The organism is Amycolatopsis tucumanensis (assembly GCF_021654135.1).
Classification (GTDB): domain Bacteria; phylum Actinomycetota; class Actinomycetes; order Mycobacteriales; family Pseudonocardiaceae; genus Amycolatopsis_E; species Amycolatopsis_E tucumanensis.
Genome location: NZ_JAKGSD010000006.1, coordinates 1 through 25694 on the forward strand (window position 1 = coordinate 1; position 25694 = coordinate 25694).

General features: G+C 71.7%; 25 protein-coding genes and 1 tRNA gene. 11 read left to right on the plus strand and 15 right to left on the minus strand.

From position 1 onward, the window contains the following. Positions 1-368: 368 nt before the first annotated feature. The 9 genes from L2C96_RS08710 to L2C96_RS08750 are packed head-to-tail and all read right to left on the minus strand — an operon-like array spanning position 369 to position 10473. Complete coding sequence (locus L2C96_RS08710; RefSeq protein ID WP_020416295.1) at positions 369-2084, minus strand: hypothetical protein; 1716 nt, start codon at positions 2082-2084, stop codon at positions 369-371. A gap of 30 nt (positions 2085-2114) precedes the next feature. Beyond that, positions 2115-3491 (minus strand): amidase, encoded by a 1377-nt coding sequence (locus L2C96_RS08715; RefSeq protein ID WP_237335803.1) that lies wholly within the window; start codon positions 3489-3491, stop codon positions 2115-2117. A gap of 10 nt (positions 3492-3501) precedes the next feature. Beyond that, positions 3502-4266, minus strand: coding sequence for an SDR family NAD(P)-dependent oxidoreductase (locus L2C96_RS08720; RefSeq protein WP_237335804.1), 765 nt, complete (start codon positions 4264-4266; stop codon positions 3502-3504). After that, positions 4263-5702, minus strand: coding sequence for an aldehyde dehydrogenase family protein (locus L2C96_RS08725; RefSeq protein ID WP_237335916.1), 1440 nt, complete (start codon positions 5700-5702; stop codon positions 4263-4265). Before L2C96_RS08725 ends, L2C96_RS08720 begins: the two co-directional genes overlap by 4 nt. After that, on the minus strand, positions 5702-6466 hold the full coding sequence (locus L2C96_RS08730) for an ABC transporter ATP-binding protein (RefSeq protein WP_237335805.1): 765 nt from the start codon (positions 6464-6466) through the stop codon (positions 5702-5704). The genes L2C96_RS08725 and L2C96_RS08730 overlap by 1 nt, the downstream gene beginning before the upstream one ends. Continuing rightward, entirely contained in the window at positions 6463-7233 is a 771-nt protein-coding gene (locus tag L2C96_RS08735; protein WP_237335806.1) for an ABC transporter ATP-binding protein, read from the minus strand. The genes L2C96_RS08730 and L2C96_RS08735 overlap by 4 nt, the downstream gene beginning before the upstream one ends. Beyond that, the gene (locus tag L2C96_RS08740; RefSeq protein ID WP_020416289.1) at positions 7230-8048 is read right to left on the minus strand and encodes an ABC transporter permease; all 819 of its coding nucleotides are present in this window, start codon (positions 8046-8048) and stop codon (positions 7230-7232) included. The genes L2C96_RS08735 and L2C96_RS08740 overlap by 4 nt, the downstream gene beginning before the upstream one ends. After that, the gene (locus tag L2C96_RS08745; RefSeq protein ID WP_020416288.1) at positions 8045-8992 is read right to left on the minus strand and encodes an ABC transporter permease; all 948 of its coding nucleotides are present in this window, start codon (positions 8990-8992) and stop codon (positions 8045-8047) included. The genes L2C96_RS08740 and L2C96_RS08745 overlap by 4 nt, the downstream gene beginning before the upstream one ends. Further along, positions 8992-10473, minus strand: coding sequence for an ABC transporter substrate-binding protein (locus L2C96_RS08750; RefSeq protein ID WP_237335917.1), 1482 nt, complete (start codon positions 10471-10473; stop codon positions 8992-8994). Before L2C96_RS08750 ends, L2C96_RS08745 begins: the two co-directional genes overlap by 1 nt. 74 nt (positions 10474-10547) lie before the next feature. On the opposite strand from L2C96_RS08750, the gene L2C96_RS08755 reads away from it, so the two are divergent. Continuing rightward, the gene (locus tag L2C96_RS08755) at positions 10548-11288 is read left to right on the plus strand and encodes a FadR/GntR family transcriptional regulator (RefSeq protein WP_237335807.1); all 741 of its coding nucleotides are present in this window, start codon (positions 10548-10550) and stop codon (positions 11286-11288) included. Positions 11289-11332: 44 nt separating this feature from the next. Next, positions 11333-12184, plus strand: a complete 852-nt coding sequence (locus tag L2C96_RS08760) for a class I SAM-dependent methyltransferase (RefSeq protein ID WP_237335808.1) — start codon at positions 11333-11335, stop codon at positions 12182-12184. On the opposite strand, the gene L2C96_RS08765 is transcribed toward L2C96_RS08760, so the two are convergent. Together L2C96_RS08765 and L2C96_RS08770 are read right to left on the minus strand one after the other, a co-directional pair. Continuing rightward, the gene (locus L2C96_RS08765) at positions 12181-12669 is read right to left on the minus strand and encodes an SRPBCC family protein (protein WP_237335809.1); all 489 of its coding nucleotides are present in this window, start codon (positions 12667-12669) and stop codon (positions 12181-12183) included. The genes L2C96_RS08760 and L2C96_RS08765 overlap by 4 nt on opposite strands. Beyond that, on the minus strand, positions 12666-13004 hold the full coding sequence (locus L2C96_RS08770) for an ArsR/SmtB family transcription factor (RefSeq protein ID WP_020416283.1): 339 nt from the start codon (positions 13002-13004) through the stop codon (positions 12666-12668). The genes L2C96_RS08765 and L2C96_RS08770 overlap by 4 nt, the downstream gene beginning before the upstream one ends. Positions 13005-13089: 85 nt before the next feature. Between L2C96_RS08770 and L2C96_RS08775 the strand changes: the two genes are divergently transcribed. After that, positions 13090-14112: a patatin-like phospholipase family protein gene (locus tag L2C96_RS08775; protein ID WP_237335810.1), complete on the plus strand. Its 1023-nt coding sequence runs from the start codon at positions 13090-13092 to the stop codon at positions 14110-14112. On the opposite strand, the gene L2C96_RS08780 is transcribed toward L2C96_RS08775, so the two are convergent. After that, complete coding sequence (locus L2C96_RS08780; protein WP_372491190.1) at positions 14109-15332, minus strand: macrolide family glycosyltransferase; 1224 nt, start codon at positions 15330-15332, stop codon at positions 14109-14111. The two genes, L2C96_RS08775 and L2C96_RS08780, sit on opposite strands and share 4 nt — an antisense overlap. A 27-nt stretch (positions 15333-15359) precedes the next feature. Here L2C96_RS08780 and L2C96_RS08785 point away from each other — a divergent pair, with 27 nt between their 5' ends. Next, complete coding sequence (locus L2C96_RS08785; protein ID WP_237335812.1) at positions 15360-15782, plus strand: PPOX class F420-dependent oxidoreductase; 423 nt, start codon at positions 15360-15362, stop codon at positions 15780-15782. Here L2C96_RS08785 and L2C96_RS08790 read toward each other — a convergent pair. Next, entirely contained in the window at positions 15767-16816 is a 1050-nt protein-coding gene (locus L2C96_RS08790; RefSeq protein WP_237335813.1) for a trans-sulfuration enzyme family protein, read from the minus strand. The genes L2C96_RS08785 and L2C96_RS08790 overlap by 16 nt on opposite strands. Before the next feature lie 85 nt (positions 16817-16901). Here L2C96_RS08790 and L2C96_RS08795 point away from each other — a divergent pair, with 85 nt between their 5' ends. Further along, positions 16902-17276, plus strand: a complete 375-nt coding sequence (locus tag L2C96_RS08795) for an FKBP-type peptidyl-prolyl cis-trans isomerase (protein WP_020416278.1) — start codon at positions 16902-16904, stop codon at positions 17274-17276. Here L2C96_RS08795 and L2C96_RS08800 read toward each other — a convergent pair. After that, positions 17269-18150, minus strand: coding sequence for a LysR family transcriptional regulator (locus tag L2C96_RS08800; RefSeq protein ID WP_237335814.1), 882 nt, complete (start codon positions 18148-18150; stop codon positions 17269-17271). The two genes, L2C96_RS08795 and L2C96_RS08800, sit on opposite strands and share 8 nt — an antisense overlap. 73 nt (positions 18151-18223) lie before the next feature. Here L2C96_RS08800 and L2C96_RS08805 point away from each other — a divergent pair, with 73 nt between their 5' ends. Then, positions 18224-19123 carry a serine/threonine dehydratase gene (locus tag L2C96_RS08805; protein WP_237335815.1) on the plus strand — a complete coding sequence of 300 codons (900 nt, stop codon included), beginning with the start codon at positions 18224-18226 and terminating at the stop codon, positions 19121-19123. Positions 19124-19393: 270 nt separating this feature from the next. Here the strand turns inward: L2C96_RS08805 and L2C96_RS08810 are convergent. Beyond that, positions 19394-19476, minus strand: a tRNA-Leu gene (locus L2C96_RS08810). Between the two features lie 132 nt (positions 19477-19608). Here L2C96_RS08810 and L2C96_RS08815 point away from each other — a divergent pair. The 5 genes from L2C96_RS08815 to L2C96_RS08835 all read left to right on the plus strand — a co-directional run bounded on the left by L2C96_RS08815 (position 19609) and on the right by L2C96_RS08835 (position 25693). After that, the gene (locus tag L2C96_RS08815) at positions 19609-20820 is read left to right on the plus strand and encodes an FHA domain-containing protein (RefSeq protein WP_027935589.1); all 1212 of its coding nucleotides are present in this window, start codon (positions 19609-19611) and stop codon (positions 20818-20820) included. 124 nt (positions 20821-20944) lie between these two features. Further along, entirely contained in the window at positions 20945-21412 is a 468-nt protein-coding gene (locus L2C96_RS08820) for an FHA domain-containing protein FhaB/FipA (protein WP_026153666.1), read from the plus strand. After that, a complete protein-coding gene (locus tag L2C96_RS08825) occupies positions 21409-22734 on the plus strand; it encodes a PP2C family protein-serine/threonine phosphatase (RefSeq protein WP_020416272.1) in 1326 nt (441 codons plus the stop codon). The genes L2C96_RS08820 and L2C96_RS08825 overlap by 4 nt, the downstream gene beginning before the upstream one ends. Next, positions 22734-24230 (plus strand): FtsW/RodA/SpoVE family cell cycle protein, encoded by a 1497-nt coding sequence (locus L2C96_RS08830; RefSeq protein ID WP_020416271.1) that lies wholly within the window; start codon positions 22734-22736, stop codon positions 24228-24230. The genes L2C96_RS08825 and L2C96_RS08830 overlap by 1 nt, the downstream gene beginning before the upstream one ends. Next, complete coding sequence (locus L2C96_RS08835; protein WP_020416270.1) at positions 24227-25693, plus strand: peptidoglycan D,D-transpeptidase FtsI family protein; 1467 nt, start codon at positions 24227-24229, stop codon at positions 25691-25693. The genes L2C96_RS08830 and L2C96_RS08835 overlap by 4 nt, the downstream gene beginning before the upstream one ends. Position 25694: the final 1 nt, after the last annotated feature.

Genomic DNA, 25694 nt, shown 5'->3' on the forward strand with positions numbered 1-25694 from the left:
CGGCGACTGAAACACACTCAAGGAGAGGGGGCGGGGGTGGTCGGAAGGTGACCTTTCGGCGCCGTAAGGCGCACCGCCCGCAGGGCGGACTCCCCGCCGCGCGAAGGCGCGGCTTTAAAGATCAAAAGAGTCCTCGCCGGACGGGCAGGCTCCGGGATGACCAGGGGTTGGGTGCCTCGTCCCACCTCGTGCAGTGGGTCGCTGGGTGGTCATCCCGTCGCCTTCCGGTTTGTGCATATCACCTTGATCCAGGGCCGCAAGGTTGGCATGTCCGGCCGCCGGTGAGCACGGAGGTTGCGGCCCTGGCTCAAGGTGATCGTCCAGTTTCAGGCGACGGGATGACCACCCAGCTACCTTGGTTCGTTCGTTCAGAACGGTTCGTCGTGCAGCCAGTCCAGTGCCTTGCGCGCCGCATTGGACACGGCGCGGTCGGGGTGTGCCACGACGACCGATTCGAGCACTTCGCGTGCGCTCGGGTGGCCGCAGATCGTCGCTCCGGCCAGGAACAGCAGTTGGTCCGGCCGGGGTTGTGAGGCGAAGTCGGCGAGGGCCTTTTCCCGGCCTTCCGTCCGGATGTCCGCCGCCAGGAGGTCCACCTTGCTGTACGTGCGCTCGCGGCCGGCGACCTCGCTGCGGTCGATCAGGCCGGCGTCGAACAGCCACGTCGTCGCGGCTGGGCCTGCTGCCGAGTGGTCCCGCAGGGCGGCGATCGCCGCGACGCCGTCGCCGCCGAGGCGCGCCAGCAGCCGGAACGTCAGCATCAGGTGTTCGAAGTCGTCCGTGCGGCGGGCCAGCGCCGACAGCTCGGCGATCGCTCGTTCGGGGTCCCGGGCGCGCAGCCACGTCGCCGAGCCCTCGTCGAGCACCTGCGCGTCCAGCGGCGCCAGGCGCGCGAACAGGACCTCCGCCGTTTCGGTCGCGAGGTCGTCCACCGTCAGCACCGGCTCGCCCTCGGCGACCCGCAGTTCGTAGGCCGCCTGCACGCCGAGCGGCAGCAGTTGCACGACCTGCCGCTCCTCTTCGGGCACCTCGTCGAGGTAGTCGACCCCGGCGAAGTCCAGCAGGTCCTCGACGTGCTCCTCGCCCGCCGGGAAGATCTCCACCAGCCCGTACTCGGCCAGCCGGTGCACCACGCGCAGGATCGTGCCGCCGTCGCCGCCCAGCATCTCCACCAGCATCGGGATCGTGGCAGGCTCCGAAGCCAGTTCGGTGACCATCTCGGCCGCGACCGGGTTGCCCAGGACCGACGCCACCGCCGCCCGCCACAGCTCGACCGGGTCGGCCAGCCGCCGCGCCGCCTTCTTCACCGGCACCAGCCGACCGCGGTAGACGCGCACCACCCCGGCCCGCTTGGCCATCGCGACGAACTCGGCAGGCGCGCTGATCTCCGCCAGGTCCCGGCCGTCGCCGACCCACTCGACGAACCGGCGCAGCTGCGGCACCACCGCCGTGACCTCGGCCTCCGCCGCCAGCCGGTCGGGCGACGCGAGCGGGAACACCGGGGACGGCGCGGCCGCCTCCGCGTCCGGGTCGCCCTGGTAGTGGCGGTACGCCAGGTCGTGCAGCAGCGTCTGGTCGACCTCGACCTCACCCCGCCGCACCCGGTCGATGAACGCCTGCGCGGCCACCTCGTTCAGCGGGTCGATGCCGTGCTCGGCCATCGCGACGGCCCAGAACTTGGCCAGCCCGAAGTTCGACGGCTCGTTCATCGCCGTGTCGAACCGGTCGGCGATCGCGGTCAGGTAAGTGCGCAGCACGGCCGGCTGCTCGCTGCGCTCGTCCAGCAGGTCGGCGTCGTCGAAGAAGTCCATCAGCGCCTCGACCGTGGACAGCACGGCCGAGGAGTGCGGGTCGAGCAGCACGACCTTGCGCGGGAACCACACCAGCAGCGCGTTGCGGAGGATGTCACGCGTCCAGCGGCCGAGCAGGCCGTCCCGTTCGAAGCGGAAGTCCAGCATCGCCCCGGCGACCACCGGGTCCACCACCCGTTGCCGCATCTGCGACCAGGCGTCCAGCTCGACGAGCAGCCGCTGCCGGGCGTCGATGAACTCTTCCTCGTCCGCTCCGGTGTACACCATCCGCATGGGTCCGATCGTCCCCCAGATGGCGCGTCTTCACACCCCCGGCGACCGTTGCGGGCCGCGAATTCCTTCGAACGCCGCAGCCAGCTGCAGCACACCGAGGTCGTCGAAGCGCCGTCCGGCGATCTGCAGCCCGACCGGCTGTCCCCCACTCGTATAACCGCAGTTCAACGACACCGCGGGCTGGCCGGACATGTTGTAGGGCACGGTGAACGCGATGTGCTCGAACGGCCGCTCCGGGTCGTTGGTCGGCGACGCCCACTCCGCGGGCGGGGCGGAAACCGGGCAGGTCGGCGACAGGACGAAGTCGTACGGCTCGCCGGCGCGTAACGCGGCGACGCTGATCGCGTCCATCTGGGCGAACCCGCGGTACGCCGCGACACCGGAGACCTCCGCGCCGCCCTGCGCCCAGGCGGCGATGTACGGCAGCACCAGCGCCTGCCGTTCCGGGGGCAGCGCGCTGATGTCGCACCACGCCCGCACGCGCCAGAAGTCGTCGAGCCCGTCCAGCATTTCCCTGGTCAGGAAGGGTTCGACCGGTTCGACGATCGCGCCGGCCGCCTCGAACCGGCTCGCCGCGTCGAGCACCGCGGCCCGCACGTCGTCCTCCACCGGCAGCCCGACCCCGGCGTCCAGCTGCAGGCCCAGGCGCAGTCCGGTGACGTCGAGTTCCAATTGTGACCAGGCGATTTCCGCCGGCGGCAGGCTCAGGTGGTCCCGGCTGTCCGGCGCGGACACCACACCCATCAGCAACGCCGCGTCCGCCACCGTGCGCGTCATGGGCCCGGCGACCCGGCCGGGGAACGGCGGGTGCACCGGCACCCGCCCGAAGCTCGGCTTCAGGCCGACCAGCCCGCACCACCCGGCGGGCAGCCGGATCGAACCGCCGATGTCGGTGCCGACGTGCAGCGGTCCGTACCCGGCGGCGGCCGCGGCGGCGGCGCCCGCGCTCGACCCGCCGGGCGTCCGCGAGAGGTCCCACGGGTTGCGGCTCGCGGTGTGGAAGCTGGACAACCCCGAGGTCAGCATCCCGTAGTCGGGCATCGTGGTCTTGCCGAGCAGCACCGCTCCGGCCTCGCGGACGCGGGCGGCGGCGGGCGCGTCGGCCGGGGCCGGGACCAGCTCGGTGGCCGCGGTGCCCAGCGGCACCGGCGTGCCCTTGGTCGCGATGTTCTCCTTCAGCGTGAGCGGCACGCCGTCGAGCGGCCCCGCCTCCCCCGCGACCCACCGCTGCTCGGACGCCTTGGCCGCGTCCCGCGCCTGCGACGGGTCGTAGGCGTAGAGCGCGTGCAGGGACGTCTCCAGCGCGTCGATGCGGGTCAGCACCGCCTCGGTGACCTCGACCGGGGACAACGTCCCGGCGCGGTAGGCGGCGAGCAGCTCGGTCGCGGTCAGATCGGTCGGCTCCACGGGTCCCTCCTCATTCCGGCGGTGTGTAGCGGCCGTCCACCGCGGTCCAGCCGCCGTCGACGGCCAGCACCGCCCCGGTGACGAAGCTCGCGGCGTCGGAGGCCAGGTAGACGACGGCCCCGGCCAGCTCGGACGCCTTGGCCCAGCGGCCGAGCGCGCTCTTGCCCGCGTACGCGGCGTACCAGTCGGGGCTGGCCTTGATCTGTTCGGTCAGCGGCGTCTCGACCACGCCGGGCGCGATCGCGTTGACCCGCACGCCGGACGGCCCGAACTCGGCGGCCGCGGTGCGGAACAGCTGCACGAGCCCCGCCTTCGTCGCCGCGTACGGCCCCTGACCGGGTTCGACGGTGGTGCCGCGGATCGAGGAGAACCCGATGATGCTGCCGCGCCCACGCTCGACCATGCCCGCACCGAAGGCCCGGACGACGTCGAAGGTCGCGCCGAGGTTGAGCGCGACGACCCGGTCGAACTCCTCGCGCCGGTAGTCGAGCAGGCGTTTGCGCACGTTCGTCGCCGCGGTCAGCACGACGACGTCCAGCACACCGAGCTCGCCCGCCGCCCGCTCGACGGCAGACGAGTCCAGCACGTCGATCTCGTAGGACTCGCCGCGGATCTCGCGCGCGGTCTCCGCCGCGGCGGCGGCGTTGCGGTCCGCGCAGATCACCTCCGCGCCGTGCGCGGCGAGCGCGAGCGCCGATTCGCGGCCGATGCCGCTGCCCGCGCCGAGCACAACGGCACGCTTCCCGTCGAGCCGGAACAGCTTCTCGTAGTTCACGCCCTGATCACCGCCATCCGCGTCACGGTCAGCTCGTCGATCGCGAACCGCGGCCCCTCGCGCCCGATGCCGGAGTCCTTCACGCCGCCGTAGGGCATGGTGTCCGACCGGAACCCGGGCACCTCGTTCACCACGACACCACCGACCTCCAGCTCGTCGAGCGCCCGCATCGCGGTGCGCAGCGAGCGGGTGAACACGCTCGCGTGCAGCCCGTACCGCGAGTCGTTGACCTGCGCGAACGCCGTGTCCACGTCGGGCACGCGGCGCAGGCAGACCACCGGCCCGAAGATCTCCTCGTCCCAGCAGTCCACGCCGTCGGGCACGTCCGTCAGCACGGTCGGCCGGATGATCCCGTCCACCGCTTCGCCGCCCGCGGCCACCTTCGCGCCCGCGGCGACCGCCGCCGAGATCCAGTCCAGCACGCGACGGGTGGACCGTTCGTCGATCAACGCGGACACCCGGGTCTTCTCGTCCCGCGGGTCGCCGGTGACGACCTCGGGCAGCCGGGCCAGCAGGCGTTCGGTGAACTCGTCCGCCACCGCGTCGACGACGAGCAGCCGCTGCACGGAGATGCACGCCTGCCCGGACGCGTAGAACCCGCCGCGCAGCACCGCGTCCACGGCCGCGTCGAGGTCGGCGTCCTCGGCGACCACCAGCGCCGAGTTCGAACCCAGTTCCAGCAGGGTCTTCCGCGGCGCCGCGTCCTTCGCGATCCGGTGCCCGACGGCAGCCGAGCCGGTGAACGACACCGCGCCGATCCGCGGGTCGGTGACCAGCGCGGATCCGACCTCGGCATCACCGGTGACCAGCTGGACCATCGGCAGCGGTGCGCCGACGGCAGCCGCCGCCTCGCGCACGAGGTGCACCAGCCACAACGTCGACAGCGGCGTCTGCGGCGCCGGCTTCACGATCACCGGGCACCCCGCGGCGACGGCGGGCGCGATCTTGTGCGAGGCGAGCAGCAGCGGGTAGTTGAACCCGGCGACGCCGACGACCACGCCGATCGGCTTGCGCACCCAGAACCCGGTGAGCCCCTCGCCGGCGGGCAGCAGGTCCAGCGGCACGGTCTCGCCGTGCAGCCGGGCGACCTCCTCGGCCGCGGCCTGCCACGTCACCATGGTGCGGGCGACCTCGACGCGGCAGTCGACGAGCGGCTTGCCGGTCTCCACGACCAGCAGTCCCTCCAGCTCGTCCCGCCACTCCACCAGCGACCGGTGCACGCCCAGCAGCACCTCGCGGCGCACGTGCGAGGGCAGCTTCGCCACCTCACGCGCGACGAGCACCGCCTCGTTGACCGCGAGGTGCGCCAGGTCGGGCGTGCCGACCGGCGCCCGCGCGACCACGCAGCCGTCGTAGGGAAACCTGATCTCCGTCGTGTCCGGTGTGGACACCCAGTCGGACCCGATCGGCAGTCCGTCGGGATAGGGGTCGAACATCATCGTCCTCCCTGCAGCCTGGCCAGTTCCGCACGCAGGTTCGGGGCCGCCGCGACGAGCTCCCTCGTGTAGGGATGTCGCGGATCGCCGTAGACCTGTTCCACCGCGCCCAGCTCGACGAGCTCCCCGGAGCGCATCACGGCGACCGTGTCGCAGACCCGGCGTACCACGGCGAGGTCGTGCGAAACGAACACCAGCGTCAGCTCGAAGCGCTCGGTCAGCTCGGCGAGGAGGTCGAGGATCTGCTTGCGCACCGACACGTCCAGTGCGCTGACGGGCTCGTCCGCGATCAGCACCCGCGGGCGCGGCGCGAGCGCGCGGGCGATCGAAATCCGCTGCCGCTGGCCGCCGGAGAACTGGTGCGGGTACCGGCTCGCCGCGTCCGGCGGCAACCCGACCGCGGTCAGCAGCTCCGCGACGCGGTCCGGATCGCGGCGGCCCAGCGGTTCGGAAATGATGTCCCGCACGCGCATCCGCGGGTCGAGCGAGCCCATCGGGTCCTGGAACACCACCTGCAACGCGCTGCGGAGGAACCCCAGCTTCCGCTCGGGCAGGCCGTCGATGCGCCTGCCGTCGAAGGAGATCTCGCCGGAGGTGGGCCGGTCCAGCCCGGCCAGCAGGCGCACCAGGGTGGACTTGCCGGAGCCGGATTCGCCGACGATGCCGAAGCGCTGCCCGGCCGCGACGGTGAACGACACCCCGCGCAGCGCGTGCACCTCGCGTGGCCGCCGGTAGTGGCGGTGGACGTCCCGCAGTTCGATCACGCCGCCTCCAGGTCCGACGCGGCCAGCAGCTTCTTCGTGTAGTCGTGCCGCGGCCGGGTGAGAACGTCCGAAGTAGACCCTTCCTCGACGATCCGGCCCTCGAACATGACGAGCACCCGGGTGCAGACCCGCGCCACCACCGCGAGGTCGTGCGTGATGAACAGCAGCGCCGTCTCCCGCTCGGCGACTCCGGTCAGGATCAGGTCGAGCACCTGCGCCTGCACCGTGACGTCCAGCGCCGTCGTCGGCTCGTCGCAGATCAGCAGCGCCGGATCGTTGGCCAGGGCGATCGCGAGCACCACCCGCTGCCGCTGACCGCCGGAGAGCTGGTGCGGGTAGGCGCGGGCGAGCTGCTCCGGATCGGGCAGCTTCACCGCGTCCAGCAACGCCACCGCGGCCTCGTGGGTGGCTTGCCGCGACCTGCGGGTGTGCAGCCGGATCGCCTCGGCGACCTGGCGGCCGACGCGCATCAGCGGGTTCAGCGCGGTCATCGGCTCCTGGAACACCATCGCCAGGTCCCGTCCCCGCCGACGCGACAGCTCTCGTTCGGACGCGCCCAGCAGCTCGGTGCCGGTCAGCTTCGCCGAACCGCTCGCCCGCAACCCCTCCGGCAGCAGGCCCATCACGGCGGACGCGGTCAGCGACTTGCCGGACCCGGACTCGCCGATCAGCCCGACCCGCTCACCGGCGCCGACCGCGAACGACACCTCGCGCACCAGCGGGTGCGCGCCGGCGTGCACGGACAACTCCGAAACTTCGAGGGTCATCGCCGCTCCAGCCGGGGGTCGAGTCGGTCGCGCAGACCGTCGCCGAGCAGGTTGAACCCGAGCACCGCGATCGCGATCGCGAGACCCGGCACCAGCGCGAGCCGCGGCTGCACCGTCAACAGTTCCTGGGACTCCTGCAGCATGCGCCCCCAGGACGGCGTCGGCGGCCGCGTGCCGAACCCGAGGAACGACAGCGCCGCCTCGGCCAGCACCGCGATGCCGAACGACACCGAGCACTGCACGATCACCAGCCCGCCGATGTTCGGCAGCACGTGCCGCCGCGCGATGAAGAACCGCGACCGGCCCGCCGAGCGCGCCGCCAGCACGTACTCCGTGCTCATCACCTGCAACGTGCCGGAGCGGGCCACCCGCGCGAACGACGGGATGGTCGCGACTCCGATCGCGATCATCGCGGTGACCGTGCTCGCGCCGTAGACCGCGCCGAGCATGATCGCCAGCAGCAGCGCCGGGAACGCGAGCACCAGGTCGTTGACCCGCATGACGAACTCGCCGAGCCACCGCTTCGACATCCCGGCCAGGATCCCCAGCGGCGTCCCGACCAGCGCGGCGACGCCGACCGCGATCACGCCGACGTACAGCGTCGTGCGCGCGCCGACGAGGATCTGGCTGAACACGTCCCGGCCGAACTTGTCGGTGCCGAACCAGTGCTCACCGGTCGGCCCGAGCAGCCGGGCGGTCGATTCGACCTTCAGCGGATCGTGCGGCGTCCACACGAACGACACCAGCGCCGCCAGCACCACGAGCCCGACCAGTACCGCCCCGGCGATCAACGCCGGCGATGTCCGCCCCTTCACCGCGCCGTCCTCAGCCGGGGGTCGATCACCACGTACAGCAGATCGACCACGAAGTTGACCACCAGCACCGCGACCACCAGCACGAGCACGATGCCCTGCACCGACAGCAGGTCACGCGCCGACACCGAGTCCAGCAGCATGCTGCCCAGGCCGGGCAGCACGAACACCCGCTCCACCACGACCGCGCCGACCAGCAGCGTGGTCAGCTGGAGCCCGAGCACGGTCACCACCGGGACGGCGGCGTTGCGCATGCCGTGCCGCATCAGCGCCGGGTACGGACGCAGGCCCTTAGAGCGGGCGGTGCGCAGGTAGTCCTGGCCGAGCGTGTCCAGCACCGCCGAGCGCACGTACCGCGTGAGCACCGCGCCCTGCACGAGCCCGAGCGACAACGCGGGCAGGATCAGCCCGCGCAGGAACTCGCCGGTGTCGACGTTCGGCGGCGTCCACCCGCCCGACGGCAGCCACCGCAACTGCACCGCGAACACCTGCACGAGCAGGATCCCGGCGAGGAACGCCGGCACCGCCACCCCGAGCTGCGAGAGGCCGGAGATGGCCGTGCCACCGAAGCGCCGGTGCCACACCGCGGCGAGCGCGCCGAACGGCACCGCGAGCACCACCGCGACCAGCATCCCCGCGCCCACCAGCCACAACGTCACGCCGAGCCGGTCCACCAGCTGCGGCCCGATCGCCTCGCCGGTGACGTAGGAGCGGCCGAAGTCGCCCTGCAGCACCCCGCCCATCCAGCTCAGGTACTGCTCGACCAGCGGCCGGTCGAGGCCGAAGTCGGCGCGCGTCCTGGCGAGCAGCTCCGGGGTGGCGTTGATGCCGAGCGCGACCTGCGCCGGATCGCCGGGCAGCACCGCCATGAACGCGAACACCACGATGGAGGCGACCAGCACGCTGACCACCAGGATCGCCACGCGGCGCAGGATCGCGGCGGTCATCAGCCCAGCCCCGTCAGGTCGAAGGACTCGCTGACCTGGTTGGCGGCGAGCCCGGTCACCTTCTTCTTCGCCACCACGACGTTCGGGTACAGGAACAGCCAGTCGGCGGCCGCGTCCGCGGTGATGGTGCGGGCGGCCTCGCGCATGTCCGCGACCTGCTGCTCCGGCGTGCCCGCGTCCGCGTCCGAGATGAGCTGCTTCACCCGCGGGTTGTCGTAGCCCCAGTAGTACTTGGGGTTGCCGAAGGTGGTGATGTCGCGGGCTTCGACGTGCTGGACGATCGAGGCGTCGAAGTCGTGGTCGGTGAACACCTGCTTGAGCCACACGGCCGGGAAGTCCAGCGGCTCGATCGTGACTCGCACGCCGATGTCTGCCAGATCCGAGGCGACCACCTGCGCGGCGGCCGTCGCGTACGGCAGGTTCGCGACGCGCAGCCGGATCGACAGGTTCGTCTGCCCCGCCTCGGCCAGCAGCGTCTTCGCCTGCACCGGGTCGTGCGGGTAGTAGCCGGCGAGGTCCTCGTACCAGGGGTCGGTGGGCGGGACCATGCTGCCGAGCACCGTGCCGCGACCGGCCCACGCGGTGTCCAGCAACGCCTTGCGGTCGATGGCCAGGGTGAGGGCGCGGCGGACGCGCACGTCGTTGAAGGGTGCTTTCGCGCCGTTGAAGGAGAGCACGACCTCGCCGTTCGTGGTGCCCTGCAGGACGGTGAACCGGTTGTCGTTCTCGAACTGCGGGATCGAGTCCGGCGCGGTGATCTGCGCGATGACGTCGATGCCGTTGCTGAGCAGCGCGTTGTTCAACGCGGTCGGATCCTTGATGTACTTCAGGATCACCGTCCGGTAAGCCGGTTTCCGGCCCCAGTAGCCGGGGTTGGCGGCCAGGACGATCGAATCGCCGCGCCGCCGGGACTGCACCTCGTACGGCCCGGTGCCGACGGGCTTGCCCGCCAGGTCGGCGACCCCGGTGGGGCTGAACATCGCGCCGACGCGGCCGGTCATGTCGAACAGCCAGCCGTTGCTGGGTTTCTTCAGCACCACCCGGGCGTGCAGCGGGTCGACCACCTCGACGTGGTCCACGACGTCCATCTTGGACTTGATGGAGATCGTCCAGTCGGTCTTGACCCGGTCGATGGAGAACTTCACGTCGTCGGCGGTGAACGGCGCGCCGTTGCTGAACGTCACGCCGGGCTGGAGCTGGAAGTCGTAGGTGCGCCTGTCCTCGCTCACGGTCCAGGACCTGGCGAGCAGCGGCACGATCTTGCCGCTGCTGTCCAGCTTCACCAGGCCCTCGTAGACGTTGTAGAGCAGGGCCTGCGGGATGGCGGTGCCGTCGGTGCGGGTGAAGTCGAAGTTCGCCGGCTCGGCGGTGAACCCGACCGCGAGCGTGTCCGGGCCGGAGCCGACCGTCGCCGTGGATCCGGCGGAGCAGGCCGAAACCACCAGCAGGAGTGCCAGTGCCGCGGAAATTCGGACTTTCATCCTCACCCCGAGTCAGTATGCTGGTCCGACCAGTAGCCTAGGTTTGCACCACACGGGGTGAAGGTCAAGACACGATGGAATTCGAGCCGGTCAGCCCGGTCCGCGCCTACGAGCGGATCGTGGAACAGATCGAGCAGGCCGTGCTCACCGGCCGGCTCCGGCCGGGCGAGCGGCTGCCCGGCGAACGCGAGCTGATGGCCCAGTTCGGGGTCAGCCGCTCCACGATCCGCGAGGCGCTGCGGGTCCTGCAGGCCGGCGAGGTGATCCGCTCGCGTCCTGGTGATCCGCGTGGGCCGGAGGTCCTGCCCGCGTCACCGGCGAGCCTGCAGAAGTCGCTGGACCGGCTGGCGCGCGCGGAAACGCTCGGGCTGGCCGAGCTGCTGCAGTTCCGGATGATCCTGGAGGGCTCGGCGTACCGGCTGGCCGCCGAGCTGCGGACCGAAGAGGACCTGTCGGAGCTGCGCGCGGCGCTGGCGGCGATGACGGAGAGCCTGGACGACTACGCGACCTTCAGCCGCGCGGACGTCGCGTTCCACGACGTGGTCGCGCGGGCCGGGCGGAACACGCTGATCGTGGTGTGCGGCAAGGTCGTGCGCGGGGTGGTGCTGGACCTGATCGCGGGCAAGCTGAAGAACTCGACGGACCGGCAGTCGCTGATGGCGGCGTCGGTCGCGCACCACAAGGAAGTGCTGCGCGCGGTGGAGGACGGCGACGGCCCGCTGGCGGCCCGGCTGGCGCGGCGCGCCCTGTTCGACTACTACGCCGAGTACGTCGGCGCGGACGAGCGGATCGTGCTGGAACACCTGCTGGACTGAAAATTCGGTGGTGCCACGCAATGGTTGATCGCTACCGTCCGGGCGTGGCGTACGAACACCCGCTGGCCTACGTCCTCGGCCTGGAAGGCCTGGCGCTGCTGCGATCCTTCCGCGGCGAGCACGACCGCGCGTTCGTCGCGGAACGCCTCGCCGAGATCCGCCGGCTGCTGGCGGAGTCCCCGGACGGCGTGGAGGTCGCGCACGTCGACCCGGTCGAGGGCTACGACCTGTGGGCGCCGACCTACGACTCCCCGAACCCGGCGTTCGACTTCGACGAGCCGTTCGTGCGCGAGATCGCCGGCCGGCTGTCCCCGGGGGTGGCATTGGACGCGGCCTGCGGAACTGGCCGGGTGACGGCGGTGCTCGCGGAGTGCGGCCACCGGGTGGTGGGCGTCGACTCCTCGCCGGGGATGCTCGAACTGGCCCGGAAACGCTTGCCCGACGGGGAATTCCACGTCGGGAGCCTCACCGAGCTGCCGTCCGGGCCGGTCGACCTGGTGACCTGCTCGCTCGCGCTGACGCACGTGCCGGACCTGGGCCCGGTGTTCGCGGAGTTCGCGCGCGTGTTGCGCCCCGGCGGGTGCGTGGTGATCGCCGACGTGCACCCGGAGCAGGTGGCGCGTGGTCACGTCCCGGCGGTGCGCCGCGCGGACGGTGCGCCCGGCCGGGTCCTTTCGCACTGCCACCGCACCGGCGACTACCTGCGGGCCGCGCTCGCCGCCGGGCTGGAACCGGTGCGGTGCGAGGAACCGGCGGCGCCGGCGCGGGAGATCCCGGCGTCCGAGCCCGGCCCGTGGGAGACGTGGCCGTGGTCGCTGGCCGGACTGGCGCCGGCGGCCGCGCAGGCCGCCGGCGCCGGTGTCCCGTCGATGATCCTGTGGGAGTTCCGGAACTAGTCCTCGGCCAGTAGCGCGTCGATCTGGCCCTCGGCGAGCTTCATGCCCTCCTCCATGCCCATCTCGATCAGCTTTTCCAGCTGCTCCAGGCTGTCGAAGGAGTTCACGGTGGTCATCCGGGTGCCGCCGCCGTTCGCCTCGATGGTGACCGCGCAGTGGATGACCGGCATCTCCGTGTTCCGCTCGCCCTTGTCGTCGGCGAAACCGTCGTCGAACTCCAGCCGGTGCGGGGCCTCGACCGCGGTGATCTCCCACCAGCCGTGGGACTTCGTGCCGTCCGGCCCGGTCATGAAGTAGCTGGAGCGGCCGCCTGCCTTGAAGTCGTGCTGCTCGAACGTGGCGGGCCAGGTCGGCGGGCCCCACCACCGCTCGAGCTTGCGCGGGTCCTCCCACACCCGCCACACCCGCTCCGGCGCGGCGTCGTACTCCGCGACGATCGTGAGGGTGAGGGCTTCGGTGTCCTTGTGCGAGCTGATGACCGTCATTCGTCCTCCTCGGACAGGATGTCGCCGATCGCGTCGGCGCGGTGGCGCCAGATCTGTTCGTATTCGTCGAGCAGGCGGGCCGCCTTGCGCAGGACCTCGGGATTGCCGTGCACGAGCTGCTCCCTTCCGCTCCGCTGTTTGACGACCAGCGACGCCCGCGCGAGCACCGCCACGTGCTTCTGCACGGCGGCGAAACTCATGTCGTACCTGCGGGCGAGCTGCGAGATCGACTCCTCCTGGCGGAGCACCCTGGTGACGATGTCGCGCCGGGTGGTGTCCGCGAGTGCGTGGAAGATGCGATCGATCTCCGCGTCGTCGAGTTGACTTACAACCACATGGTTGTACGTTAGTGGCCGCGGAACCGTCTGGCAAGAGGTGACTCCTTGCTCCCGGCGGGACACCCGTAGTACACCCGTCCGTATGACTGGGGTCGGGCTTTGCCTGTCCGGTGGCGGCTATCGCGCGATGCTGTTCCACCTGGGCGCGTTGTGGCGCATCAACGAACTGGGCTGGCTGCCCGAGCTGACGCGGATCTCCAGCGTCTCCGGCGGTTCGATCACCGCGGGCGCGCTCGCCGTCGCGTGGCCGCGGCTGGAGTTCACCGGCGGGGTGGCGGCCAACTTCACCGACGAGGTCGTGCGGCCGGTGCGCGCGCTCGCCGGGCGGACGCTCGACGTGCCGGTGATCCTGCGCGGCTTGGTGACGCCCGGCCGCAGCACCGGGGAGGTCCTCGCGGCGGCGTACCGGAAGCACCTGTTCGGCGACCTCCTGCTGCCGGACCTGCCCGCGCACGGCCCGCACTTCGTGTTCACCGCGACCGACCTGCAGGACGGCGACCAGTGGTGGTTCTACCGGGAACGGCAGCAGGACCCGCCGGTCCAGCTCGCGACCGCGGTCGCGGCGTCGTCGGCGTTCCCGCCGTTCCTGTCGCCGGTCGTGCTGACCACGCCGGTCCCGGGCGAGGACCGGCGCATCGAGCTGAGCGACGCCGGCGTGTTCGACAACCTCGGCCTGGACCCGGTGATCGGGCACTGCGACACGGTGCTCGTCAGCGACGCGGGCAAGCGGATGGACAAGCTGCGGTCGGTGTCCCGGAACTGGCCAGGCCAGCTGCTGCGCACGCTCGACATCATGGACAACCAGGTCCGCACGCTGCGCACGTCGTCGCTGATCAAGTCCTATGTGGACGGCACGTTCGCGGGCGCCTACTGGGGCAGCTACAGCGACATCGACAACTTCGAGGTCGACGACGCGCTGCCCGCGCCGCTCAGCCGGACCCGCACGCTCGCCGAGTCACCCACCCGGCTGCGGCGCACCCCGGCCGCGGCGCAGGAGCGGCTGATCAACTGGGGCTACGCCATCTGCGACGCCGGAATGCGCCGGTGGGTCGACCCGAAGGCCAAGCCACCGGCGGACTTCCCCTACCCCGCCGCGGGCGTTTAGCGGAGCAGCTCCTCCAGGAGGTCGGCCGCCCGCGTGGAGCCGCCCTCGGCGCGGGTCTCCTCGCGCAGCCGGGCGGACCTGCGGGCGACCTCGGGGTCGGCGACGAGTTCCAGCAGGGTGCTCCGCAGCAAGTCGGCCGTCGCGTCCGGGGTGTCGATCCGCCGCGCCACGCCGAGTTCGACCAGGCGGTCGGCGTTCATGAACTGCTCGGCGGCCTGCGGCACCGCGATCATCGGCACGCCCGCGTGCAGTCCTTCCGCGCTGCTGCCCATGCCGGCGTGCGTGACGAACGCGTCGGCCTGCGCCAGGATCGCCGGCTGCGGCACCCAGGACCGGACCTCGACGTTGGCCGGGACCTCCCCCAGCTCGGCCGGGTCGACGTACTTGCCGATCTGCAGCACCACGTGCCAGCCGGGCAGGTTCCCGAACGCGGCGAGGCATTCCCGGTAGAACGCGGCCTGGCGCGTGTAGGCCGAGCCGAGCGAGACCAGCAGGACCTTCCCGGCGTCCGCGGGCCGCGTCCACGCGCCGACATCCCCGCGGTCGCCGAGGCACGGCCCGACGAAGGTCACGCTGTCGTCCACCCGCTCGGCGTTCGGCTGCATCGCGCGGGGGATCAACGCCAGCGCGCGCGGCGGCCGGCCGGAGAACGCGTCGCTGTCCAAAGTGGTCGCCCCGGACGAGGCGAGCCAGTCGGCGAACTTCGCCCGGTGCGCGTCGGCACCAGGCAGCGCCCACAACTGCGCCGCGACCTCTTCCTCGTAGCCCTTCCAGGCCACGAACGTCGGCGACAACTGCACCAACGGGCGCCCCTGCGATTCGGCGAGGACGCGCGCGCCGTACGCGCCGATGTCGTAGAGGTAGAGGTCCGCCGGATCCGCGTCGTAGACGGCACGCAACTGCGGGAGCGCCTGGATCGCGTCGTCGAGGAACAGGTCCATCGCCGCGATCGGGTCGGCGGGCCAGTCGTTGTCGGCCACCGGTAGCGTCGAGGTGCACGGCACCAGTTCGGCGCCGGTCGGCTCGATCAGGTGGGCCACGGCCGGGTCGTTGGCGTAGGTCACGCGGTGGCCGCGGGCGACCAGCTCGCGGATCACTTCGAGGCTGGGCAGGACGTGGCTGACGGCCGGGACCCCGACCATGGCGATGTGCTTGCTCATGTCAACGGCGACCCTAACGGGATCACGCCGGGCGGGCATCCGGATTTCCTTGACCTCCAGTTATCTGGAGGTTCTAGCGTGAATCCCATGATCTTCACCGAACGCGAGCGCGCGTACCTGGCCGGCCAGCGGCTCGGCCGCATGGGCACCGTCGACACCAAGGGGCGCCCTCAGGTCCGGCCGCTGAGCTTCCGGCTCAACGACGACGGCACGATCGACATCGGCGGACCCGCGCTCAGCAAGAGCCAGAAGTGGCGCAACCTCGAACGCAACCCCGAGGTGTCGTTCGTCGTCGACGACATCACCCCGGACGAGCCGGGCGCCGTCAAACCCGGCTGGGGGCGCGGCGTCGAGGTCCGCGGCACCGCCGAACTGATCACCGGCGTCGAGCCGCCGGAGTTCGGGCGCGGCTTCTTCAGCGACGAGCTGATCCGGATCCACCCGCGGGTCGTGCACGCCTGGCACCTGGACCCGGACCAGCTGACGCGGCGGGCTCAGGTCAGCGCCTGAGCCAGGTCCCGCCAGAGGTCCTCGGGGTCCTCCAGGCCGACGCTGAACCGCACCAGGCCGGCGGGCACGTGCGCGTCGCCCGGCCACATAGCGCGGCGCTCGACGATGCTCTCCACCCCGCCGAGGCTGGTGGCGTGCCGGATCAGCCGCAGCGACGCGCACAGGCGGTCGGCGGCGTCCGCGTCGGCGAGGTCGAAGGCGATCATCGTGCCCTGGCCGGGATAGCGCACCTTCGTCACCGCCGGGTGCGCGCCGAGCCGCTCCGCGAGCAGCGCCGCGGTGCGGGACTGTTCGGCCAGCCGGACCGGCAGCGTCCGCAACCCGCGCAACGCGAGCCACGCCTCCAGCGCGCCAGGGGTGGCGCCGTTGCGGGTGCGGGCGTCGCGCAGCTCCGCGGCCACGCCCTCGTCCGCGGCGATCGTCAGCCCGAGCAGCAGGTCGCTGTGCCCGCCGATCAGCTTGGTCGCGCTGTGCACGACGATGTCCGCGCCCAGCGACAACGGCTGCTGGGCCAGCGGCGTGGCGAACGTGTTGTCCACGACGACCCGCGCGCGCTGACCCGTCAGCGCGGCGATGTCGATCAGGTCCAGCGTCGGGTTGGTCGGCGACTCGACCCACACCACGTCGGCCTCACGGGCGGCGGCCAGCCAGCCCTCCCGGTCGGACGGCTCGATGCGGCGCACCTTCAGCCGCCCCTTGGCCGCGGCGTGGTCCAGCAGCCCACGGGTGCCCGCGTAGCTGTAGACCGGCACGGCGACCTCGGCGCCGACGTCCAGCAGGTCCAGCACCGCGGCCGCGGTCGCGATGCCGGACGCGAACGCCGTCGCGTGCCCGCCTTCGAGCGCTCCCACGGCTTCTTCGAGCGCGGCCCAGGTCGGCGTGCCGTCCTCCCGCGCGTACCGGAAGCCCGCGCCGGCGAGGTAGGTGCTCGCCGGGACCAGCGGGGTGTTCAGCGGCTCACCGGCTTCGTCCGGTCGTCCGGCGGCCACCGCACGGCTGCGCGGCGTGAGGTCGTCGAGGTTCACGCTGCTCATTACAACAGCCGACCACGAGCTGGGCGTGCGGCCCCCGGAGCCGCTGGGTACCGTGCAGCGACCGCAAACACAGGGAGGAACACGCATGGCACTCGAACGCCCCGAGGTCGACAAGCCGACCGGGCCGCCCCCGGCCGAGCTGGAGGTCACCGACCTCACCGTCGGCGACGGTCCCGAAGCCGCCGCGGGCAACGTCGTGTCCGTGCACTACGTCGGCGTCTCGCACTCGACCGGCGCGGAGTTCGACGCGTCCTGGAACCGGGGTGAGCCGCTGCGCTTCCCGCTCGGCGCCGGGCACGTCATCCCGGGCTGGGACCAGGGCGTGCAGGGCATGAAGGTCGGCGGTCGCCGCCGTCTGGTCATCCCGCCGCACCTGGCCTACGGCGACCGCGGCGCGGGCGGCGTCATCAAGCCGGGCGAGACCCTCGTCTTCGTGGTGGACCTGGTCGACGTCAGCTGAGCCGGGACGCCACCCGCGCCAGCAGGCCCGCCACGGCCTCGACGTGCGCGGCCGGCCGGGGGCGGTGCACCGCGTACACCTCGCGGTCCAGCGCGCTCCCGGCCAGGTCGCGCACCACGATCCCGTCGGCGCCGCGCACCACGCTCGCCGGCACCAGAGCCGCGCCCAGCCCGGCCCGGACCAGCGCGAGGATCGCCGCGTAGTCCCGGGTCTCGTAGGCGATCCGCGGCTCCACCCCGTCCTTGGCGGCCAGCAGGTCCAGGCACTGGCGGTCGGCCGAGATCCAGTCGTCGTCGGCGAGGTCGATCAGCTTCACCTCGGGCTTGCGCGCGGCCGGGTGGTGGGCGGGCAGCACCAGCCGCAGCCGGTCGGCGAGCAGCGGCACCCGCGTCAGCCCGCGTGACGGCGGCAGCTGCCGCCCCGGGTAGCGGTGGGTGATCAGCAGGTCCAGCTCGCCCGAGACCACCAGGTCGTAGCCCTCCGGCGGCTCCAGGTCCACCAGCCGCAGCCGGGTCGACGGGTACGCCCGCCGGAACTCCCCCACGACCTGCGGCAACAGCACCTGCCCCGCGGTCGCGAAGGTGCCCACCGTCAACGCGGCGGGCGGCTGGTCGCGCAGGGCCGCAAGCGTTTGCTCCGCCTCCCGCAGCTCCCCCGCGATCGCCTCGCCGTGCCGGACCAGCAGCCGTCCGGCCTCGGTGAGCACCGTCCCGGTCGCGCGGCGCTCCAGCAGCGCGCAGCCCGCCTCGCGTTCGAGCCGGGCCAGTTGCTGGGACAGCGCGGAGGCGGTGAAGCCCATGTTCCGCGCCGCGGTGGCGATGGACCCGGCGTGGGCGACCTCGACCAGGACGCGCAGCCGTTCGGCGACGAGCATGCCGTAAGTATCGCTAATGCCGGGCAACGGGAAAGCGCTGGCGGCTTACGGCCGTCCTGCGCACAGTGGAGTCATGACAAGCACGGTCGTCCCCGACGTCACCGCCGCCGCGGAGCGCATCCGCCCGTACGTCCGCCACACCCCGGTGCTGCGCGCCGAAGTCGACGGTCGCCCGCTCGTGCTGAAGCTCGAGCACCTGCAGCGCACCGGCTCGTTCAAGCTGCGTGGCGCGCTGAACGCCCTGCTCGCCGGGGAGCGGCCGGAGCAGGTCGTCACCGCGTCCGGCGGCAACCACGGCATCGGCGTGGCGACGGCCGCGGCGATCCTCGGCCTGCCCGCGACCGTGTTCGTGCCGGACGGCGTCCCGGCCGGCAAGGCACGCCGGATCGAGGCGGCCGGCGCGCGGCTGGTGCGGGCGGGCACGCGGTACGCCGACGCGGCGGCGGCAGCCCACGAAGCCGCGCAGGCGCCGGGCGCGCGGTACGTCGAGGCCTATAACGACCCGGTCGTGATCGCCGGCCAGGGCACGGTGGCCGCGGAGATCGTCGCCGACGCGCCCGAGGTGGATGCGATCGCGGTGGCCGTCGGCGGCGGCGGGCTCGCGGCCGGGGTGGCGCTCGGCTCCGGCGGGCGGCTGACGGTCGCGGTCGAGCCGGAGCGGTGCTCCTGCCTGCACCAGGCGCTCGCGGCCGGGCACCCGGTGGACGCGGAGGTGGACTCGGTCGCCGCGTCGGCGCTGGGCGCGACCCGCGTCGGGGAGGTCCCGTTCGAGGTGCTGTCCGGGCCGGGCGTGCGGTCGCTGGTGGTCAGCGAGGCGGAAATCCTCGCGGCGCGGGACCGGCTGTGGGACGAGTTCCGGCTGGCCGTCGAACCGGCGGCCGCGGTGCCGTTCGCCGCGTGGCTGGCCGGCGCCGTGCCCGGCGAAGTGCCGTGCGTCCTGCTCTGCGGCGCCAACGCGGATTGGACGCCGTGACTACCGCGGGGCCGGGCCGGATCCGATCGTGGTGAGCATCGCCACCGCCGCCGCTACGCCTGAGGCGCCGGAGACCGTCGAGGTCCTCGCCGATCTCGTCCAACCGCCCCGCCGCGGCCACGTTCAGGTTGTCCCGTCGACGCGGTCACGCATGTGACAGTCCCTGTCGTTGTGCATCAGAACGCCCACCACCTCGCGGGAGCGCTCCTCACCGCGGCGGGGTGGAACGAAAAAACCCGGGCTCTGGGATCCAGAGCCCGGGTCATCGGGTGGGCGAGGAGGGAGTTGAACCCTCACGTCCTTTCGGACACACGGACCTGAACCGTGCGCGTCTGCCATTCCGCCACTCGCCCGAGTTGCCTGCGACAGCGAAGAGAACTCTAGCAGGCCGTTTCGGGGCCCTTCACCGGGGGTCGTGTCGAAGGGCGCGGATCCCGATAGGATCGATGCGAAAGCACATGGTGCGAAGGAGGGTGAGGGGTTCCGTGGGTCGCGTTGAGCGCTTCGATCGACGCCTGGAATCCCTGGTGGGAAACACCTTCGCACGCATGTTCGGCGGCAACGTCGTCACGCAAGAAGTGGCGCAGGCCCTGGAACGCGAAGGCGAGGACAACGTTCGTGAGCTGGCCGGTGGCAGGCTGCTCGCCCCCAACCACTACATCGTGTCACTGGGGCCGACTGACTACGACCGGATGGCCGGCGATGAGTTGCGCGTCACCAGGGTGCTCACGGAAGCCGTCAAGGAGCACCTCGCCGAACACGGTTGGGACACCTATGGTGACGTCGTAGTTTCGCTCGAGCGCAACGACGCGCTGCATACTGGACAATTCAAGACCCGTTCATCCGTCGACCCCGACGTCAGCGCGCGTAACGTCGCGGGTGCAGGACGGTCAGCACGACCCAGCAACGCAGGAGACCCAGCAATGAGCCAGCCCCCCGGCTACGGCCAAGGCCAATACGACCAGGGTGACCCGTACGGCCAGCAGGGCCAGTACGGCTACGGACAGCAGGGACAGCCCGGTTATGACCAGGGTGGCTATGGCCAGCCGGGTTACGACCAGGGTTACGGCCAGCAGCCCGGGTACGACCAGGGCTATGGCCAGCAGCCCGGGTACGACCAGGGCGCCGGCTACGGCGGCCAGCCGGGTTACGACCAGGGTTACGGGCAGCAGCAGCCCGGCTACGACCAGGGCTACGGCCAGCCGCAGGGCGGCTACGACCAGGGTTACGGCCAGCAGCCCGGCTATGACCAGGGCTACGGCCAGCAGCCCGGGTACGACCAGGGCTACGGGCAGCAGCCCGGCTACGGCACCCCGCCGGGTGGCTACGGCCCGCCGCAGGGCGCTCCGGACCCGTACGCGCAGCAGGGCTACGCTCCGCCGCCCGCCGCGCCGGGTGCGGGCCGCCAGCTGCAAGCCGTCCTCCAGCTCGACGACGGCTCGAACCGGAACTACACCCTCAAGCAGGGCGGCAACGTCATCGGCCGCGGCCAGGACGCCGACTTCCGCCTGCCCGACACCGGTGTCTCCCGCCGCCACCTGGAGATCACCTGGGACGGCCAGAGCGCGACGCTCGCCGACATCGGCTCCACGAACGGCACCACGGTCAACGGCACGCCGGTGCAGACGTGGCAGCTCGCGGACGGCGACGTGATCCGGGTCGGCCACTCCTCGCTGGTGTTCCGCACGCAGGGCTGACACGCGCGCCGGTAACCTGCGCCTGACCGGGTTCGCACCCGAAATCCCGTGTCCCGCAGAATGACCCCTGCGGGACGCCGCGGCGCACGCGTGCCACGGTCGGGAGAACAGAAGGCGGAGACACGTGCCGGAGCTGGTCGTTCAACTCACCAGAGTGGGCTTTCTCGTGCTGCTCTGGCTGTTCGTGCTGGCTGCCCTTCGGGTGGTGCGCTCGGACCTGTACGCGGCGTCGGGCCTGAAGGTCGCGATGCCCGGGTTGCGCCGCGCCAAGGAGCAGAAGAAGCCGCGGGGCAACGCCAAGACGCCCCGCCAGCTGCTCGTCACCCACGGGGCGCTGGCCGGCACGCGGATCACCCTCGACGGCAGGCCGATCACGCTCGGCCGGGCCGACGACTCCACCCTGGTGCTGGACGACGACTACGCCTCGACCCGGCACGCCCGGCTGTCGCTGCGCGGCACGGACTGGTACGTGGAAGATCTGGGATCGACCAACGGGACTTATCTGGACCGGGCTAAGGTCACTGCACCCCTCCGAGTTCCACTCGGTGTCCCCATCCGGATCGGCAAGACGGTGATCGAGCTTCGCCCATGACACTCGTTCTTCGCTACGCGGCCCGCAGCGACCGTGGCCTGGTGCGGTCCAGCAACCAGGACTCGGTGTACGCGGGCCCCCGCCTGCTCGCACTCGCCGACGGCATGGGTGGCCATGCCGCGGGTGAGGTGGCCAGCAAGGTCGTGATCGCCTCGCTCGCCCCGCTCGACGACGACGAGCCCGGCGACGACCTGCTGACCATGCTGAGAGACGCGGTGGCCGGCGGCAACGCGGCCATCAGCGAACTGGTGGCGAACGACCCGGACCTCGACGGGATGGGCACCACGCTCACCGCGATGCTGTTCTCCGGTTCGCGCCTCGGCATGGTGCACGTCGGCGACTCGCGCGCCTACCTGTTCCGCAACGGGCAGCTCACCCAGATCACGCGCGACGACAGCTTCGTCAACGAGCTGCTCGAACAGGGCCGCATCACCGCGGACCAGGCCGCGACCCACCCGCAGCGCTCGCTGCTGCTCAAGGCGCTCACCGGGCACGAGGTGGAGCCGAGCCTGACCGTGCGCGAAGCCCGCGCGGGCGACCGGTACCTGCTGTGCTCGGACGGCCTGTCCGGCATGGTCAGCGACGAGACGCTGGCCGAGGCGATCCGCATCCCGGACCCGCAGGACTGCGCCGACCGGATGATCGAGCTCGCGCTCAAGGGCGGCGGCACCGACAACGTGACGGTCATCGTCGCGGACGTGGTGGACGTCGACTACGGCGAAAACGCCCCGATCGTGGGCGGCGCGGCCGGCGACGGCAGCGACCAGTACGACCACCAGGGCGACTCCCCCGCGGCCAGGGCACGCGCGCTGACCCAGCCGCCGCCTCCGCCGCCGCAGATGATCGCGCCGCCGGAGGAGCCCAAGAAGCGCCGCAAGTGGCGCTGGATCGTGGGCGTCCTGCTGGTGCTGGTGGTGCTGGGCGCGGGCGCGATCGCGACCCGCTACTTCGTGCTCAGCCAGTACTACGTCGGCGAGGGCGCCAATTCGGAGGTCGCGATCTTCCGCGGCGTGCCCGGCAGCATCCTCGGCATCCCGCTGCACCAGCAGGCCGAGGGCTCGTGCCCGTCCGGTGACCAGGTGTGCGACGAGCTGACGGTGCCGCAGCTGCAGCAGGACGCGCAGGCCGCGGTGCGCAACGGCGTGAAGAAGGACAGCCTGGCCGACGCGCGCGACTACATCGACAACTTCCTGCGCTACAAGACGCTGCGGGACTGCACCCAGACCACCATTCCCGGCGTGCCGACGCTGCCGAGCGAATCGACGAGCCAGCAGGCGGGGAGGGACTGCGCGACGACGACGGTGCCAGGTGGCGGTGGCTGATGAGCCAGCCACCGCTGTCGGACCAGGCAGCCTCCATCTACGCGACCAACCCCCCGCGGGAAATGCCGACCCGGCGTGGCACGGAACTGGCCATGCTGGGTTTCGCCGCGTTCATCGTGACGTGCGCGTTCGTGCTCGTGCAGGCGAACCAGGAGCAGGAGCTGTCCTGGTCGATCGTCTGGTACGGGCTGGCCTACCTGGGGCTGTTCTCGGTCGCCCACGCCGCCGTGCGCAAGTGGGCGGCGTACGCGGATCCGCTGATCCTGCCGTGCGTCGCGCTGCTCAACGGCCTCGGCCTGGTCATGATCTACCGGATCGACCTGGCCAACGCCGAGAAGGCGACGCAGGCCAGCAAGGACTTCACCGCGGACGCGCCGAAGCAGGTCTTGTTCACCGCGCTCGCGCTGGTGCTGTTCCTCGCCGTGCTGATCCTGGTCAAGGACCACCGGACGCTGACCCGCTACGGCTACACCGCCGGCCTGGTCGGCATGGTCGCGCTGGCGCTGCCCGCGGTGCTGCCCAGCTCGCTGTCCGAGGTCAACGGCGCGAAGGTGTGGCTGAAGCTGCCGGGCTTCTCCATCCAGCCGGCGGAGTTCTCGAAGATCCTGTTGATGATCTTCTTCGCGTCCTTCCTGGTGGCCAAACGCGACCTGTTCATGATCGCCGGCCGCAAGGTGTTCGGCGTCGAGCTGCCCCGCGCGCGTGACCTGGGCCCGCTGCTCATCGCGGCCGGTGTCTGCCTGCTGGTCCTGGTGTTCGAGAAGGACCTGGGCACCTCGCTGCTGCTGTTCGGCATCGTGCTGGTGATGCTCTACGTCGCCACCGAGCGCGCGATCTGGGTGGTCACCGGGCTGAGCTTCTTCATCGTCGGCTGCCTGATCGCCTACCAGCTGTTCACGCACGTCGAGCAGCGCGTGGCGAACTGGATCGACCCGCTGGCGACCTACTCCGACCCTGGCGGCGGCTACCAGATCGCGCAGGGCCTGTTCGGCCTCGGCACCGGCGGCGTCGGCGGCACCGGCCTCGGCGCCGGGCGCCCGGAGATCGTGCCGGAGTCCAACACCGACTTCATCACCGCCGGCCTCGGCGAGGAGCTCGGGTTCGTCGGGCTCGCCGCGATCCTGATGATCTACCTGCTGCTGGCCACCCGCGGCATGCGCAGCGCGCTGGCGGTGCGGGACACCTTCGGCAAGCTGCTCGGCTGCGGCCTGTCGTTCGCGATCGTCATGCAGGTGTTCGTGATCGTCGGCGGGGTCACCAAGCTGATCCCGATGACCGGCATCACGACGCCGTTCCTGTCCTACGGCGGCTCGTCGCTGCTCGCCAACTACATCCTGGTCGCCCTGCTGCTCCGCATCTCGGACGCGGCGCGGCGGCCCGCCCAGAAACCCCGGCCCAAGCAGCCGCAGCAGCAGGCTCCGCTGGCCGAGGCGCACACGGTGATGGTGCAGCGGCCGCCGGCCGGGGGCAATCCGACAGGGGAACCGACGGCATGAACAAGCCCATGCGCCGCGTCGGCATCGCCATGATCACCATGGTGGTGCTGCTGCTGGTCAACATCACCTACATCCAGGTGGTGAAGGCCGACGACTACCGCACCGACTCGCGCAACCAGCGGGTGCTGCTGGACCAGTACTCCCGGCAGCGCGGCAGCATCGTGTCGCAGTACGACGGCCAGGTGCTCGCCGACGTGGTGGCGACGAACGACAAGCTGAAGTTCGAGCGCCGCTACACCGACGGCCCGATGTACGCGCCGGTCACCGGCTACTACTCGGTGCGCTACGGCTCCGGCGGCCTGGAGCGCGCCGAGGACGACATCCTCAACGGCGAGGACCCGCGGCTGTTCGTGCGCCGCCTGTCGGACATGGTCACCGGACGGGACCCGCGCGGCGGCAACGTGCAGCTGACGATCAACCCGGCCGTCCAGTCGGCGCTGTACAACGCGATGACGTCGAAGGGCTACACCGGCGCCGCGGTCGCGATGAACCCGAAGACCGGCGAGATCCTCGCGATGGTCTCCACCCCGTCCTACGACCCGAACGCGCTGGCCTCGCACGACAGCACGGCCCAGCAGGAGGCGTGGACGCGGTTCACGGACGACCCGAAGGAGCCGATGCTCAACCGGGCGATCTCGCAGACCTACCCGCCGGGCTCGACGTTCAAGCTGCTGGTCGCGGCCGCCGAGCTGGAGAACGGCGCCACCGCCGACACCCCGGTGAGCAACGCGCCGAACGTGCAGCTGCCGGGCACCCGGGTCACGCTGGAGAACTACGGCGGCGCGGCCTGCCCCGGCACCACGTTCAAGGAGGCACTGGCGCACTCCTGCAACGTGCCGTTCGCGACGTTCGCCGGCCAGCTGGGCGCCGACAAGCTGAACCAGATCGCGGTCAACTTCGGCATCGGCACGCCGCTGTCGATCCCGATGAACGTGGCGCCGTCCAGCCTCGGTGAGATGGACTCGCAGGCCGCGCTGTACCAGAGCGGCATCGGCCAGCGCGACGTGCGGCTGACCCCGCTGCAGGACCTGATGCTGTCCGCCACGATCGCCAACGGCGGCATGGCCATGAAGCCGCAGCTGATCAAGAAGCTGCTCGCGCCGGACCTGTCCGACCTGGAGACCTTCTCGCCGCAGGAGCTGACCGGCACGCCGGCGCTGTCCGCGGAGAACGCGGCCGTGCTGCGCGACATGATGATCGCCTCCGAGGCCAACACCAAGGGCGGCGGCAAGCGCGCGAACATCCAGATCGCGTCCAAGACCGGCACCGCCGAGCACGGCACCGACCCGAAGGCCACGCCGCCGCACGCCTGGTACACCGCGTTCGCGCCGGCCGCCGACCCGCAGATCGCCGTCGCGGTCATCGTCGAGTCCGGTGGCAACCGCGGCCTGGAGGCCACCGGTGGCACCGTGGCGGCCGAGATCGGCCGCGCCGCGATCAACGCCCAGCTCGGGGGTGGGTAGC